The organism is Chloracidobacterium sp., from assembly GCA_016715795.1.
GTDB lineage: Bacteria > Acidobacteriota > Blastocatellia > Pyrinomonadales > Pyrinomonadaceae > OLB17.
The window spans coordinates 751,618-765,818 of sequence record JADJXP010000001.1 but is presented as its reverse complement, the minus strand read 5'-3'; the positions used below and the strand labels follow the sequence as shown (position 1 = coordinate 765,818).

Annotated in this window: 17 protein-coding genes; 2 read left to right on the top strand and 15 right to left on the bottom strand. The window is 50.2% G+C overall.

The features are described from left to right. Positions 1–113 precede the first annotated feature (113 nt). Together IPM59_03470 and IPM59_03465 are read left to right on the top strand one after the other, a co-directional pair. Positions 114–482 (top strand): helix-turn-helix transcriptional regulator, encoded by a 369-nt coding sequence (locus tag IPM59_03470; protein ID MBK9214647.1) that lies wholly within the window; start codon positions 114–116, stop codon positions 480–482. Next, positions 482–1,126: an ImmA/IrrE family metallo-endopeptidase gene (locus tag IPM59_03465; GenBank protein ID MBK9214646.1), complete on the top strand. Its 645-nt coding sequence runs from the start codon at positions 482–484 to the stop codon at positions 1,124–1,126. The genes IPM59_03470 and IPM59_03465 overlap by 1 nt, the downstream gene beginning before the upstream one ends. A 118-nt stretch (positions 1,127–1,244) precedes the next feature. Here IPM59_03465 and IPM59_03460 read toward each other — a convergent pair whose 3' ends face one another. The 15 genes from IPM59_03460 to IPM59_03390 form a co-directional block, all read right to left on the bottom strand. After that, positions 1,245–2,504, bottom strand: a complete 1,260-nt coding sequence (locus IPM59_03460) for a tetratricopeptide repeat protein (GenBank protein MBK9214645.1) — start codon at positions 2,502–2,504, stop codon at positions 1,245–1,247. After that, complete coding sequence (locus IPM59_03455; GenBank protein MBK9214644.1) at positions 2,501–2,812, bottom strand: hypothetical protein; 312 nt, start codon at positions 2,810–2,812, stop codon at positions 2,501–2,503. The genes IPM59_03460 and IPM59_03455 overlap by 4 nt, the downstream gene beginning before the upstream one ends. Before the next feature lie 20 nt (positions 2,813–2,832). After that, positions 2,833–3,879 (bottom strand): ADP-ribosylglycohydrolase family protein, encoded by a 1,047-nt coding sequence (locus IPM59_03450; GenBank protein MBK9214643.1) that lies wholly within the window; start codon positions 3,877–3,879, stop codon positions 2,833–2,835. A gap of 183 nt (positions 3,880–4,062) precedes the next feature. Then, the gene (locus IPM59_03445; protein ID MBK9214642.1) at positions 4,063–4,890 is read right to left on the bottom strand and encodes a hypothetical protein; all 828 of its coding nucleotides are present in this window, start codon (positions 4,888–4,890) and stop codon (positions 4,063–4,065) included. After that, positions 4,890–5,390: a hypothetical protein gene (locus IPM59_03440; GenBank protein MBK9214641.1), complete on the bottom strand. Its 501-nt coding sequence runs from the start codon at positions 5,388–5,390 to the stop codon at positions 4,890–4,892. Before IPM59_03440 ends, IPM59_03445 begins: the two co-directional genes overlap by 1 nt. Positions 5,391–5,459: 69 nt before the next feature. Further along, positions 5,460–5,975, bottom strand: a complete 516-nt coding sequence (locus IPM59_03435; protein ID MBK9214640.1) for a gamma-glutamylcyclotransferase — start codon at positions 5,973–5,975, stop codon at positions 5,460–5,462. 252 nt (positions 5,976–6,227) lie between these two features. Further along, positions 6,228–7,286, bottom strand: a complete 1,059-nt coding sequence (locus tag IPM59_03430; GenBank protein MBK9214639.1) for a tetratricopeptide repeat protein — start codon at positions 7,284–7,286, stop codon at positions 6,228–6,230. A gap of 4 nt (positions 7,287–7,290) precedes the next feature. Beyond that, positions 7,291–7,740 (bottom strand): hypothetical protein, encoded by a 450-nt coding sequence (locus IPM59_03425; GenBank protein MBK9214638.1) that lies wholly within the window; start codon positions 7,738–7,740, stop codon positions 7,291–7,293. Between the two features lie 340 nt (positions 7,741–8,080). Next, complete coding sequence (locus tag IPM59_03420) at positions 8,081–8,992, bottom strand: hypothetical protein (protein ID MBK9214637.1); 912 nt, start codon at positions 8,990–8,992, stop codon at positions 8,081–8,083. Between the two features lie 29 nt (positions 8,993–9,021). Further along, positions 9,022–9,558: a hypothetical protein gene (locus IPM59_03415; protein ID MBK9214636.1), complete on the bottom strand. Its 537-nt coding sequence runs from the start codon at positions 9,556–9,558 to the stop codon at positions 9,022–9,024. Positions 9,559–9,600: 42 nt separating this feature from the next. Continuing rightward, on the bottom strand, positions 9,601–9,828 hold the full coding sequence (locus IPM59_03410) for a hypothetical protein (GenBank protein ID MBK9214635.1): 228 nt from the start codon (positions 9,826–9,828) through the stop codon (positions 9,601–9,603). Between the two features lie 103 nt (positions 9,829–9,931). Beyond that, positions 9,932–11,725 (bottom strand): ParB/RepB/Spo0J family partition protein, encoded by a 1,794-nt coding sequence (locus IPM59_03405; GenBank protein ID MBK9214634.1) that lies wholly within the window; start codon positions 11,723–11,725, stop codon positions 9,932–9,934. Between the two features lie 85 nt (positions 11,726–11,810). Continuing rightward, entirely contained in the window at positions 11,811–12,110 is a 300-nt protein-coding gene (locus IPM59_03400; GenBank protein MBK9214633.1) for a hypothetical protein, read from the bottom strand. 119 nt (positions 12,111–12,229) lie between these two features. Then, a complete protein-coding gene (locus tag IPM59_03395; GenBank protein MBK9214632.1) occupies positions 12,230–13,420 on the bottom strand; it encodes a type IV secretion system DNA-binding domain-containing protein in 1,191 nt (396 codons plus the stop codon). A 73-nt stretch (positions 13,421–13,493) separates the two neighbouring features. Next, positions 13,494–13,778 (bottom strand): helix-turn-helix domain-containing protein, encoded by a 285-nt coding sequence (locus tag IPM59_03390; GenBank protein MBK9214631.1) that lies wholly within the window; start codon positions 13,776–13,778, stop codon positions 13,494–13,496. Positions 13,779–14,201: the final 423 nt, after the last annotated feature.

Sequence of the window (14,201 nt, the reverse complement as noted above, 5' to 3'; positions counted from 1 at the left end):
TTAATCGAAATTCTGTTGTATCCTCTTATGGGAACTTTTTAATCCTAATCAATATTCCAAAGCCTGTCAACGCGAACAGGATGTAGTACTTCCTGTTCAAGGACGCACGCAAAATGAAAAACTTGTACGAGACGATCGGCGCACGAATAAAACAGCTGCGCACGGAGTACGGTGAAGGTATAGGAATGAGTCAGGACGAGCTCGCCTATAAGATGAAGACAACCGCCAACACTATTTCCCGCTGGGAGGGTGCGGTCTACAAACCGTCGGCAATGGACCTACACCGGCTAGCGAAAATATTTGGCGTAAGCATTTCAGCGTTCTTCCCGAATATGGAAACTCCGCAGAAACTCCAAGGCCTTATGAGCGCGCTTGGCGAACTCGGAGAAAGCGACCTCGACGAGATCACGCAATACGCTCTGTACCGCAAAGCCCGGCGCGAGCTCGAAGCAGCCAAGAAAGCCAAGAAAGCCAAAAAATAATGTCTGCACAATTCTCCCCCTATTACGAGCAGATGAAACAGATGGCGGGCGAAAAGCGCAGTCTGTACAACATCGACACAAGTAAGATCGATCTGAACGTCATCCGTGCCATTTATCGGAAGGAAGGTATCCGCATCGATCAATGGCCGTTCAAGGGCGGTAAGATCAAGGCGATATATATCGTCGATGAAGACGGTCCAAGCGTCGCTATCCGCAATGGTCTGCCGCGTGAGCCGAAAGCCTTCGCTCTTGTGCACGAGTTGAAACATCACTACGTAGATCAGGATGCGATCCGCGATGGCAAATATCAGTGCGGCAGCTACAACGAGAATGAAATGATCGAAGTCGGAGCCGAAGTATTCGCTGCACAATTCATCTACCCGGACGACGAGATGCTCGCGCATTTTCACGAATTCGGCGTCCCCCAAACCGGCTGCACTGCAGAGTCAATTGTCAGGTTTAAGAAGATCTGTCCCGCCTTAGTAAGTTATAAATTCTTAGTAAAGAGATTTGAACGATTCGGCCGAATCGAGAAGGGGCTTTGCGCGAGTGTGCAGTTCACAAAACTTGAGGAACAGATCTTCGGCCTTCCCATTCACAAACGCCCGAGCTTCATTCGGAACCGAAAGAGAAGGTCAAAGTAGACGCTCCTCGCTCCGCTTTGAATTAGGGGGAAAATCCGCTTACGTGTCAGCGATTAGCAGTAGTAATACCAATTTCTCAATTCAAACGCCGCACAAATAATAAGACTGAACCTTTTAGCTAGCCCGAATTGCCCTTATTTTCCTTTGGGTTAAAGTATTCTGCCTCAGTGTAGTGCTCATCAGCTTCAGCGCGGCGTCCGAGTTCACGGAGCGCGCTCCCTTTTCCCCGAAGCAAGATTGAATACCCTGAGGTGTAGGTCAGGTGCTCACGAAACGTGTTGAAATAGTTGGGCAGGAATAGTCGAGTCGTTTCACCCTGTGGATCAGTTTTATCAACCCAATAAAGACCGTCATAGCCTTCATCGCGCTCTTCTTGAATTGCTTGATCGCCAGTCGGCCAAGCCAATTTCTTAACATTTTCGCCGAGGGACGACAGATACACAGCTCCAAAAAAGGCGAATTCGAGCCAGAGCAAATGATGAGAATCATGTTGCTTGATAATGCCTTTTGAACGGGAGTTTTTGAATGTCTTCACAATGTTTCGCGTCATTGCTTTTATCGCCTCATCATAATTGTGAAGAGCAATTTCAAAATCGCCCGTCTTCATTTGGGTCAACGCCAAACTACTGAACGCAAGATCATAATTCGGATCAATCTCTAATGCTCGTCTGAAGGCCTCAATGGCTTCGTCCAATCGATCGGTCTTTTTGAGTGCTATTCCTAAATCAAGGAATACTTCCTTTTCATTGGGATCAAGTTCGGCCAAATTACTGGATGGGTGTTGATAAGCAAAACCCACCGGCGTAAATTCGATTGCTTCGACGAATGCTCGTCTAGCCGATTGCTTGTCACCTATTTCAGCATAACAAGTCCCCATATTATTTCTCAGAGCAGCGAAAGTAATATCTAACCTGCACAATTCTCGAATCCGTTCAAAAACATCTGTCGATACATTCAACGTCCTAACCCCGTCTTCTTCGGTTTCGGACGTCAGCTCGCCATCTTTGTGGATAATCCTCATTGCGCGATCCATTAATCTATCGATACCCGCCGCGTAAATCTCTAGTGCCCTATTTGTTTCGCCACTAAGTTTGTACGCTAGACCAAGCGACGAATACACGCGTGTGACTGCGGGGACGTTCAAAGGGCCGTGAAGCCGCAAGGAAGTTTCGAATGCATGGATCGCCTTGCTGGGGGCGTTCATGACTTGATAGAGATTGCCGAGCTGCTCATAGGCTACGGCCCGCGCAAAATCACTGGATGCGCTTTCAATCTCGCGTCTTACGATGTTCAGCGCCTCCTCACTCCTGCCAACGCCGACGAGGCCGCATACCTTGTCGAGGTTTTCCGATCCGCTGCTCAATACGGTATCTCTCACTTAGAATCCTCGGGCTCTGCTTCGATGACCGACGCCCACGCTAAGTACCAGATCACAATATACGGATCAACAGCCTTGCTTCGCTCTGCCTCAGCCCGAAAGTACTCGACCACGCGTCGCTTCTTCTCTTGACTCAAGCCCTTGTACAACCCCACTGATTGCTCCATGAGGGTTAACGCCACGTCGAAGCCGCTCCCAAGGCCGACTTGGAGCGGAGTCACGAATGGGATCCTTGCCTTCTCACACTCGGCTCTAGCAATCTCGCCGACTGAATTGCTCAATTCAATAACATCCATTTGTTTCTTCACAGTCGTATCTCTCCACAGCCTCAAGAAAGGTTAGCACCGCGTGTTGCTGTGTCCAGATCGTCGGCTACTTGTTCGATCACTGTTCTTAATTCGAGCCGTTCAAGCCAATGCGAGGGAATTGCATCGATTCCGTGCAACGCCCCGATGATGTTGCCGGTGATAGCTCCAGTGCTGTCACTATCACCGGAGTGATTAACGGAAAGTAGAATGGCCTTTCCGAAATCATTTTCGTGAACAAGCGAACAATAAATTGAGATTGCTAAAGCTTCTTCGCCAACCCATCCCCCGCCAAGCGATTCAATGGTTTCCGGCGATGGTTCGACACTCCTGTCATATGCTAGTTTGACCGCACGGTCTAAAGCCACGAATGTCTCTTCAAAATCACTGTGTTGTAGAAACTCTTCATAAACTGCATGATTAATGGCATCAGCTAAGCTACGACCATTCAAAATATTGCTAATTATCAAGGCGAGTACGCCGGCACTCAAATATCCTGCGGGGTGGCCGTGTGTTATTGCCGCCGCATCACGAGCAAGAATAAACGGATTCTCCGCAATCAGTCCAACAGGAGCGACCCGCATGACACCACCACAGCCTTTACTATTATTAAGAGGGTTTGTTACTGTTCCCTTCCTACCGCTTCGCAGTGCCGATAGACAAGTTCTTCCGGCCGCGCGGCGTGCGTTTAGTTCTGGAATTGTAACAAGCCATCCCGGCGGTCGAGCAGGCGGTTCGGCAAATCTTTCATCAATGACGATGCGCTGTGTGTACAACCAAGCCAGATACGATTGGTAGATTGAGTCGATGATGCGGAGCGATGTATCTTGATCGGCCCGAAGCAAACCCTCTGCCGTAAACAAAGTCATTTGCGTGTCGTCGGTTATCGCGCCAAGCCGACCGTATGCCGGCGCGTAATCGGCGAGTCCGCTTTCGCCAAACCGCTCGCGAATTCGGTCAAGGGTGTCAAACTCAACCGCCGCTCCCAAGGCATCGCCGACGGCTCCACCAAGAAGACACCCCTTAAATCTGGCAGTATTATTGAAGATCCGAGATGTCGAGCGGCTCATTCTCCTTAGTTTATTGTAAGCGAGGCCTGGGGTTACATTTTGGACATCGAAAATCACTCAGCGACGGCCGTCGTTTTGGCTAAAGGGTCCGCGAAGGTGCAAGCGAATTGGAATGTCAGATCGCGACGATGAATACCAAACTGGAAGTTCTGGAATGAAGAAGGCCGTGCCAACCTGATCTTTTCAAAGACCAAAGTCAGCGATTATTGGAAGATGATCACTGAGTCGTCCTTCAAATACCCGGCTCGCATCACCAACACCGCACGTTCGCAGTTTCCCGATGAAGGCGTTCGACGCAAATAAATGGTCAATTTGATGGATAACTAATTTGTCGGTCGCGTTCTTAAACGTCGGTGTCAGTTCACCCTTTGAGTGAAACAAGCATTCGGTTAGATTCAGTGCGTGCATTCGATCCAAAACCTCCTGATTGCCGTGTGGGCCACCGGGCCACATAGTGTCGAATGTCGGCGAAGAGTTGAGATCGCCTCCAACCAACCATGGTGTGTCTGAAGAAGGCAGGTGAAAACGAAGCGTTGCCCAAAGTAGTTCCGTTCCCCAGATTTTCGGATTGTTTTCTAGCTTTACGCATTTAATATCATTGTCAGCGACTTCCGAGATATCACTACCTACCAATCGACGTGGATCAATGGGCCAAGCCGGAGAATAGACGGAGATGACGTTGAATTCGTCCCCGGAATCCAATACAACTTCAGCGCCCAGAATATTGCCGTTGAAAAGTGCAAGTTCGCGATTAACCCAGTCCCATTCTGACGATAGTTCGAGAGGGCCCTTAACGCGTCCCCTGACCAAAATGGCCGTTCCGAAGTTCTGCCGATCTCCGCTCTTTTTGAGAGCCTTCCGGTAAAGTACGTCGAACTCTTTCTCGATAGGTTCAGGAATTGCGTTGACTTCTTGAAGCAGGGCAATGTCTGGTTGTAGCTCGGAGAGATATTCCCAGCTTCCCGTTCGGGATGCATTTGCTTTATTCAGATTCCACGTGCAAACGCGCATCAAAGCAAATCCATCCCGACAGATGGTTCATTAACAAAACCAATAGCATCGATGACCTCGACAGACGAAAATCGTTCTTGGCGTTGTATTAGTTGTTCGACAGCTTGTTTCGCTTGTTCGGAGATCACGATCATATAGCGCGCGACATTGCCTGGAGCGTCCATGAGCCGTTGTAGGTCGCGTTCAATTGCGAGTTTTTGCGGTCCTCGCAATTTGGCGATCCCTAAGGTGTCGGTGGTCTTTACCTCAGCAACGACTACTGGGTTGTCATCCCTGCGTCCGATTATGTCAATGCCACCCACACCCGCACCCCCATATTCGAATGTGACGCCCGGGTGTCGCCCGCGCAACTTTTCGATCGCGATCAAAGAAAGTTTGTCGTGAATTCGATTGTTAAGAATTCCTACGGACCGCTTCAGGTCGATTAAGAAGCGAACTTCGTCACTGTATATCTTGATGAGTTCCTCTGGCGTAATGCCTTTTAATCTTGTAGATGCCATGTTTGTATGTAACATCCAATTTAAGAGGCTATCGTATTCGCGCGCCCGCTTGAATGAGTAGTTACCGCTTTATTTCTGTAGTGCTTCCCACATTCTCTGCACATATAGATCGTCAATGCTTAAGTCGTTCAAATGGCGATGGATGTTTTGAATATAATCAGAGCACTTACCATCTTTCCCCGTCGCAACTCTCGCATTTCGGGCGCGATCTTCGACGCTTATGCTCCCCAAGTACGTATTGTTAAGCCGGTTAACAGGCGTTACGGCTTTGACAACTTGCCCATTCTCCAACTCTACATCTAATTCTGGTAGGTCAAAACTCTCACCCTCTCTACCTTTAAGATGAGTCATTATAGAATCCCTATATTTATCATCAAACTCGAAGGCACTACCAACACACTCGGCCCCTTCCAACTCCTCCAATCCAAGCGTTGGACAGCCTCTTTCACTGGTTCCCCAATTGCGCGTAGATTTTTTATTAAAGTCTCTATGATAGCCATTCAGTTTCGCTCTATTATGTTTGACACCTTGAAATTCTTTCTCCCAGTCGTCCCACATCAACGATCCGTAGCCAAATACCCACATAATTCCTCCTCGAGTTCTGCGCTTAACTTATGAATTATGCCGAATCAATGGGCATAAATACACAATTTCGTGTTCCAGATAATAACCTTGTATCCGGAATGAAACAAACTATCTCTCTCTCAGGAAAGAAGTGCCTAGCGGCCGACCGAAATGGGTGGGCGACGACTGGCCCGAGGAATTTACTCCTCTGGTACGGTAGACAGTTTGTAGAACTCAAATAGCCGGGAATCGCAGACCTGACCGAGTTTCGTTTTAATTCAAAAAATTCTGCAGGATTTGGCGATTGATTGTATCGTTTGGATCGATAGCTAGGGCTTTATCCAAGTGCAATCTGGCTTCTTCTTTTTCACCAATAATAAAGAGCGACATTGCGAGATTTCCTAGGCAGGCCGGATTATCTGGTTCGCATGCAACCGCCTCCCGGGCGAACAGCAGGGCCTCATCATATTTCCCCTGTTCACCGAGGCACCGGACTAATTCCAATAGATTGTGCGAAGTTCCGGGTGCGAGATCGTTTGCTCGACGAAAGTATATTTCGGCCTCGGGTTGCCTTTTGAGCACGCGAAGAATTAATCCGCATGTAAAATGAGCGAACGCTAATTTACGCCCTGGAACTCTCGCGATCCGTTGGGCCTCTGGCAACAATTCTTCGCTTAGACGTAAGAATATCTCCGCACCGCGCGATTCATTTTTTGACTCCCTCGCCAGTTGAGCTTCTACGTCTAACTCATGAGCCACCGCACACAGGCCTTCCAACGTCCTGACTATCTCTCCCCGAGTCTCTCCCGTTACATGCGCGCGGCCAACGTAGCGTTCCTCATTCGTCTGCAAGTCTAAATAAACCTCCAGCCCATTTTCTTCCCGAAGAAATTTGAGTTTCTGATCGAATTCCTCCTTAGGGACGAAGCCTGGCTTTTGGCTAAGCGAACCTTCGTAGTTCCATCCTCTCGGCGTAAAAACATAGTTCGGCTCAGTTCCTGTAATCCAGCACGCCTTCACAAGATTTCCGTCTTTCTCCAAATCACCAAACTCCAACCACGGCGACGGCGTCGTGAATCCGCGGACCTGATCCACGACCGAAATATCCACTGTCTTGCCTCCAATCTCGAAATCGAGGCCGTGAGACTCGAGATAAAAAATGTATGCCTTCACATCATCCGCAGACATAAAACTCACGGAGGCAATTTCCTCATCACTGTATAGCGTTCGATTCGGTGCGTCCGAGAGAAATCCTCGCCAGCCGCCGGGAAAGCGCTCTTCGATTGACCTTCGGCGAACAATTACTGAAATTGCTTCGATCAATACAGCCATCGATCTAACCATCAAGATGAACCGTTATCTGCTCAATTCCCGAATCGGAAAACTCCTGCTCGGCCATCTTCTTAACTTCTTCGAATAAGTTGTCTAAATGCAATTGCACGCAGCTGAACTGAAAGACAAGATGGTTTGATTTGCAGTGGTCACGATTTGCAATGAAAGCGTCCCGAAGGCATCGACTAAATCCTTCTTTGTCGAAATCCTCGTCGCGAAAGAATCGCTTGGGAAGCGCCGTTAAGTTTCCCTTCGGCCCCAGGGTACCGGTTTCGTCCTTAGAATTGATGTCGTCGCAGAGTCGAACAGTTTTGGTGATCGGGAGTCTGAGCGAGAGTTCCGCGAGCGCTCTAAAGTTTGAGAGTCCTTCTTCGGCGAAGGCTACAACATGAACCGATCCCTCTTTCAGAGGTTCAATATAGTTAACGTATTCCGAAGTTCGATCAATTCTCATCTCAGCCCTCAATGTTCTTTCACCTCTGTGAACTCACATGTCCTTCAATGATACGCCGAAGGAAACCAGCTATTTGTAAAACTCGTAGTTTTTATCGAGGGAAAACTCTCTGAGTTTCTGGAGCTCGTCGAGAAAATCATCAGCCACATCAAGAACCTCTTGGTTCGATTCATACCCCACAGCAGGAACGGCGAGAATGTCTTCAGCCGATCTGCGTTCGACCGCATATTAGACTCGCCGCGAAAAGGCTAGGCCCGGGAACTTACATTCCATAGAGTTAGGAACGCTTTGTCAAAGAAAAAAGGAAGTATGTTTTCACACTTCCTTGAGTTTTGTTTGGTCAGGCGGCGGCTCTCGCTGCTTCCTCATCGACCAATGAATCTATTTGATCATCAGAATCGCCCCACTCGGATGCGTCTTGAATCTCTTCCTCCTTTAATTCTCCGTCCTCGCCTTTGACTAGACGGAAACTTCCGGTGCCACAGTCAACTAACGGTCGCCGTTCGATCGCATCTCCTTCACATTTTATCCCGGACATGTAAGGCCCGAGTTTCGCCGCTGCCTCAAATTGTTTCATCGGCCCGAGCGTCTTGAATGCAGAGGTGAACGCATTCGATAACGACCAGAGGTTTCGCAACCGAAAGTCCTCATGAGCCGGATCGAAATAGTTTGCATGCACCGCGGGCATCAGCTGGCGGGGAACACCCTTTAGTGCCTTCTCGACAAAGGCTCGATAGATAATCAGCCGAGCGTCATTGTCGGTAAGACCGAATTCACGCATCAGTTTTATCTGATTCGCTATGGAATCAAGGCCCCGATAGATGCGATCGACTGCGACAGCAATTGAATCGGAAAGATTGAGTTTCGCCGTATGCTTGTGCAGCAGCGGCGAAAAATCTCCCGAGAAAGCCATATTGTCGCAGACGAAGACACGGTAGCCGGCCGTTAAGGCGAGCCTCATCGACTTGTCGTTCGAGTTGCGGAGACCGATGGAGAAACGCCCTCCTTCGAACGCCGCGTCGAGATCCATGACCCCAAACATCTTCATACCGTCTTGCGAGACCGCATACTCGTCTTTGACGACGCGAAGATGACGGAATGAAAGGGCCTCCTCGAGAACCTCAACTATCTGAAAATGTGGGAGCGGCTGATGGGTCTTCGTTGCCTCGGGAAGAGGCATCTCCTTCAACTCTCCCCGTGTGACCTTGTACGCACCGCAGTGCGCGACAAGTGTTGAACTGTTGTCGTTCATTACTTTGTCCTCCTATTAATTTTGTGAACTTAGTGCTCTTGCAAGGGATCTTCCGGTATATCGAGCGTTTCGCTTGAGAGAACGACATCGTCAACAAAGTCATTGACGACCTGGTCCCGGCCCCCAGTCCTCCAGAGGGTCTCAACGGCGTCGGGATCGAAGGACTCGATGTCGCCGTCATAGAGCGTGGGCATGTTGACCTGTTTGGTCCCGGGAAGACCGAAGAAGGTGACGGCGCCTGCCTCCACACGCATCTTCAGCTTGCCGGTCTCTAAGTAGACTGTGTAGATATATTCTTCACCACAGTCGCGTGTCCCGGCCGGATAAAGATAGAATCCCCCGGGTCCCGTTTTGAAGTGGGCGATAAGTTGGGCCGCGAGGCAATCCATCCCATTCGCCGTCCTTTTGTGGTCTCCTGGACTAAGCCCGTTTACTATCTGAATTCCTTCTAAAAAGGACTTCAGTTCGGCGCCATGGCCCGTCGGGTATCCGTCATACTGTCGGTAGAGGACGCAGATCTCCGCGCCCCCAATTTCTTCGACGATCGTTAAACTTCTGGTTCCCATACGTCGTTCCCGCAATTAGGCGGCGGCCTTGATCGACGGGAATTATTCTTCCACCTCCTGCGGCTGATCCACGCCGCTTTCGGCCTCGAATCGCTCTCCATTCGACTTGGGTTCACGAATGTTGAACGTAAGGCCTGGATGGATATCGAGCCGTACGTTCAAGCTTCCATCACGGCAGACAAAAGCGCTGCCGGCGGTCCTCCAAAACGTCTGTCGATTGGGTTCAAAGCCCCTTTCGACGATCAAATACACGATCTTGAAATCTGACATATTTCCTCCGTTGTTTTGTTTTTGTATTGGCTCTCCCGCGATAAGCGACAAATGGCTTTTGCCAGCCTGTGGCCTCTCTTAGGGTCGTCTCGGGCGTGCTCGACTAATCCGTTGCTTTCCATTTATCGGAAAAGAGTCTGGGTGCCTTCGCATCCTTGTCTTTCTTCCGCACCGCTTCGAGATAGGTTTCGTGAGAGTCTTTGTGCTTTTTAGAGCAAAACTCGAGTCTCACTTCGGCATCGAGCAGGGCATAGTCGATCCCGAATTCGGCGGCAAGCTCCTTCACTTCCTTTTGGGATCTGTAGTTATTGCCGTAGCCGATCGTTCCCTTGTGACCATGAATAAGCAGGAACAGAATGCGGAATTGCACACCACGCTCGACTTTCTTTAACTGTTCGATCGCGGCACGGCCGTCGGTCATGTAGATCCCGCTGCCGCTTTTCGGTTTCGCATCCCACTCGCCCACGAGGCGTTTGACCACGCCATTCAGGTTGTTTGAGTCACCTGATCCGGTCATGCCCCAGAAGCGGGCGATGAGCTGCGGGAAAAAATCAGTTCCAACATCGGTGATGCGAAACTTCTTCTCGAATTTCTCCGCCGCCTGTTTGAAAACACGGACACGAACGGCCTCCGCAACCTTTGCGTTCCAGATCTCCTCACGTCGGCCGCGATGTGCTTCCAATCGCTCGGCGGCATGATCTTCAGCGGATCCCTCCTTGTTGGAATTAGCGGTGGACGAGTTTGTCGACTTCGCCCAGTGGACCTTACAGCCGCTGGTCTTGAGACATAACTGAACGATTTGGCCGTAATTCTCCAGCTCAATATCGATCCCGCTAACGGAGTGGTTGCACTTCTTGGCGTTTCCGCCTCGTTTTGCTCCACTGATAATCGCTGCGGATTCTGTACCGAGGTAATCCTTCCCGTCCGTATAACACCAGCTTCTGACGATAGGGACTTCCGACGGTTCGACCTGGCGGACTTCGGCAAGTTCGCGGCGTCGGACCTCAACGTGGTTGTGGGCCTTCTGCAAATAGCAGGCAGGATTCAGGCACGCATCCCTTTTCCCGATCTGATTTGGCTCGAAAAGGCTAATGACGGCTCCCGTTCGTTCAGAGCATTTCACGCAGGCAAGGCCATCGGACCGAAGGTCGGTTGCCTTGGGGTCAAACGGCGCCTTGGAAAGCAGGCGGTGGATATGCGTATTGATCCACTCGAGAAAGCTCTTCCACTGGACTGTCTCTCCTTTTACGGGCATTTCGATCCAACGGTCATTCTGGTACTTGCCTTCCTTCCTATAGATCTCGGAGTAGATAACTTTTTGGATCTCGGGAGTGTACTTCGCGAGCTCGAGGCCGTAGGTAAGCGGGAGATGCTCGTTGTCGATGTCCTTTTGCGCTTCCTTGATCAGCAGGTTGAGCTTGAGACGGTTGAGAACATACCCTTCGGGTTTACCAACCCTTAAAGCGAGCTCCTTAACATCACAGCCGAGTTTCTCCTTGAGGAATTGATAGGCGTATGCCTCGTCCATCGGGTGGATGTCCTCGCGATGGAGATTCTCGTGGATCTGGATGTCAAGCACTTGCTCATCGGAGAGCTCGCGCACCAGACAAGGAATATCGGTCACAGCTGCGACCTTTGCAGCGCGATAACGTCTTTCGCCGCAGACGATCTCGTACTTCTTGCCGGTTTGCCGGACGATCAGAGGTTCGAGAATGCCCTGTGTTCGGATACTTTCCGCAAGAGAATCGATCGTCTGCTCGTTGATCCTTCGCCGCGGGTTTGTTGGTGATGTTTGAAGATTCTCCCAAGGGAGAGTTTCATAGTCCGGCTGTGCCGGTTTGTGGCCATTGCTAAGGACCTGGGTCTTTTCGACCGGTACTGTTGCTTTCTCTGTCATTGTCTTCCTCCAGAATGTTTTTGTTTTTTGAAATTACTGCTGGAACGTGGGAGTTTTGAACCGTTGGTTTACACCTCTGTCGACGTTACTGACTGGCAGTCCTGCGAGGTGCGAACGGTCGCATTGCATGCTTCTCCGGTTCGGCTTTTAGCGCAGCAGTCGCACGCTCACGCGAAAGGATGAAACCCTCATCACAGCAGTAATACCGCTGAGCGTCGTCACATCCTTTGCAAAGAATGTCGTGACAACCCCGGCATTTCCTCCAGTTGCAATCGGATGTCTCCTGATGAACGATGTAAACGTATTTGTCCACGACTGATTCGGTGACGATAAGCGCACCGATAAGTTCTCTTTTGCACTCGCGGCAAAAGACTTCATCCGCCATAAAGCAGTTCCTCCTGAAATTTTGATTTTGTTTGCTAGGTCCCGAAGAGGTGGGCTAAGGCGTGACCACCTCTTCGAGACAAGACAAACAAGGACATGCATCAATCGGGGTGCTTTTGGCTAGCCTGAAGGCGGAAGGGTTATGGCGCTGAACGGCGGGGAGATTTTGCCGTCGATCATCAGCTTTAGATAAACATGGAAATTGGGAAGGTTCGTGAAGTCGGAGATCTTGATCTCCGGGGCAAATTCCATCGCAAGCGTTTCGGCATCATTAGCCCCGATGCGAAACACAATGATCGTGCCGATGTTTCCGAGGATTGCGTCGCGAATAGTCTGATCGATTTGGGTCAGGTACTGCTGAGCTAGTACGAGCGAAAGGCGGTATTTACGCAGTTCAGAGAGCATGAAGATGAGGCTTTGCGTCGTGAAGTTATGAAACTCATCCAGATATAGGGTAAAGTCCCGGCGTTCGACCTCCGCGAGATCCGCTCGGCTCAGGGCCGCTAAATCAAATCGCGAAATAATCAGTGAACCGAGGAGATTGGCGGTGTCCTCTCCGATGCTGCCTTTGGCAAGATTGACGAGGAGGATGTTGCCGGAATCCATGACATGTCGAAGGCTAAGCGACTTTGAGGGATCGGTGAGGATCTTGCGCAGTAGCGGATGGCTCAAGAATGCGCCCACCTTGTTTTGGATAGGGCTGATCGCTTCGACCCGAAATCGCTCGGGATACTTTTCGTACTCGTTGGTCCAAAATTCCTTCACCTTCTCGTTATGGACAACTGTCATGACCTTATGCCGGAATGCTTTGTCGGTAAGGATTCTGGAGATGTCAGACAAGTCTGCCGTTGGATAATCGAGTAAGGAAAGCAGGCTGTTCCGCAAAATGTGTTCAAGCCGCGGCCCCCATGAATCGCTCCAGAGATGCTTGAAGACTTGTATCAGGCCCGAACACGCAAGGGGTCTCTTGTCTAGTGCCACGTTTGCGAGCGGGTTGAACCCGAATGGCTGATCCGTTCGAGTAAGATCGAAGTCGATCACCTCCGCCTGCCGTTCATCCGGGATGAGAGCACGCACTCGTTGGATCAGGTCGCCGTGCGGGTCCAGCAGGGCTAGGCCTTTGCCCTTGCGGATGTCATCGAGCATCAGCGTCTCAAGCAAAGTGGATTTGCCAGTACCCGTCTTACCCAGCAAGTACATGTGAGCTCGGCGGTCAGACTGACGGATTCCAAAAGGCTTTAACTGGTTCCTGAAGTTGGTCTGTGCGAAGACCGTGACCTCGTTGGAGGGGGTTGGTTCGATCTCGGACAAGGCGGGAGGAGTTAATGTTTTTGTTTGACCCTCAAATCCTAACGCGGGCCCGGACTTAACAAAAGGGTGAATATTAAGACGGGTGGTTTTGGCTCGAAACGGAAGGGCTTGGAGTTATTGGTGGCGGACCAGGACGCCGATTGATCGGCCGCCATTTCGTTATATGAATTATCAGTGATCGCCCTGTCCGTTCGGTGACTATGTAGTCCTTATCCCGAAGATTCTTGAGCCAGATTTGAACCGTGCGTTTGGACATTCCGGTATCCTTTGCAATGGTGCCGACGCGACGGTAGAGAGTTCCGGTTCTCCTATTTGCATGAATGATCAGGTATAAGAAAAGCCAGACCGATCGCCCCATCGCATGGTAATGCCGCCCGGACGGCGAGACGACCAAGCCCCGCCAAACGAATCCCCACCATTGGGAGTGTTGCCTTCGAAGTAAATTATTCGCGAGAATCGATCTGATGTGGTTGGACATGATCTTTAGGCTTAATGGTCTTCAAATCATATCGTGACCATGGGTATTCGAAAAAGGGGTAACATTCAGACGACCGCAGTAATCTTTTTGGCAGGTTATCAACAGGAGTTCGCGTATTAGAAACTTTCTTTAAATGCTTTATTTCTGAAATCCCCAAAGGCACGAAATCCAGCTTATCGATACACAAATTCAGCACCGAAAGAATCCCAAAAGTAAAGCAAAACTGCTGCTCCGATGCGTAGAGCCAGCGCGGCTCAGCCGTAGTAACGCTTCGCAAATGAATAGAACCCAGTCAACCTACGT

Excerpts from the sequence above, each read along its gene's own strand:
- IPM59_03470 (MBK9214647.1), top strand. The coding sequence starts at position 114 with ATGAAAAACTTGTACGAGACGATCGGCGCACGAATAAAACAGCTGCGC.
- IPM59_03465 (MBK9214646.1), top strand. The coding sequence starts at position 482 with ATGTCTGCACAATTCTCCCCCTATTACGAGCAGATGAAACAGATGGCG.
- IPM59_03450 (MBK9214643.1), bottom strand. The coding sequence starts at position 3,879 with ATGAGCCGCTCGACATCTCGGATCTTCAATAATACTGCCAGATTTAAG.
- IPM59_03445 (MBK9214642.1), bottom strand. The coding sequence starts at position 4,890 with ATGCGCGTTTGCACGTGGAATCTGAATAAAGCAAATGCATCCCGAACG.
- IPM59_03440 (MBK9214641.1), bottom strand. The coding sequence starts at position 5,390 with ATGGCATCTACAAGATTAAAAGGCATTACGCCAGAGGAACTCATCAAG.
- IPM59_03435 (MBK9214640.1), bottom strand. The coding sequence starts at position 5,975 with ATGTGGGTATTTGGCTACGGATCGTTGATGTGGGACGACTGGGAGAAA.
- IPM59_03430 (MBK9214639.1), bottom strand. The coding sequence starts at position 7,286 with ATGGCTGTATTGATCGAAGCAATTTCAGTAATTGTTCGCCGAAGGTCA.
- IPM59_03425 (MBK9214638.1), bottom strand. The coding sequence starts at position 7,740 with ATGAGAATTGATCGAACTTCGGAATACGTTAACTATATTGAACCTCTG.
- IPM59_03420 (MBK9214637.1), bottom strand. The coding sequence starts at position 8,992 with ATGAACGACAACAGTTCAACACTTGTCGCGCACTGCGGTGCGTACAAG.
- IPM59_03415 (MBK9214636.1), bottom strand. The coding sequence starts at position 9,558 with ATGGGAACCAGAAGTTTAACGATCGTCGAAGAAATTGGGGGCGCGGAG.
- IPM59_03410 (MBK9214635.1), bottom strand. The coding sequence starts at position 9,828 with ATGTCAGATTTCAAGATCGTGTATTTGATCGTCGAAAGGGGCTTTGAA.
- IPM59_03405 (MBK9214634.1), bottom strand. The coding sequence starts at position 11,725 with ATGACAGAGAAAGCAACAGTACCGGTCGAAAAGACCCAGGTCCTTAGC.
- IPM59_03400 (MBK9214633.1), bottom strand. The coding sequence starts at position 12,110 with ATGGCGGATGAAGTCTTTTGCCGCGAGTGCAAAAGAGAACTTATCGGT.
- IPM59_03390 (MBK9214631.1), bottom strand. The coding sequence starts at position 13,778 with ATGGGGCGATCGGTCTGGCTTTTCTTATACCTGATCATTCATGCAAAT.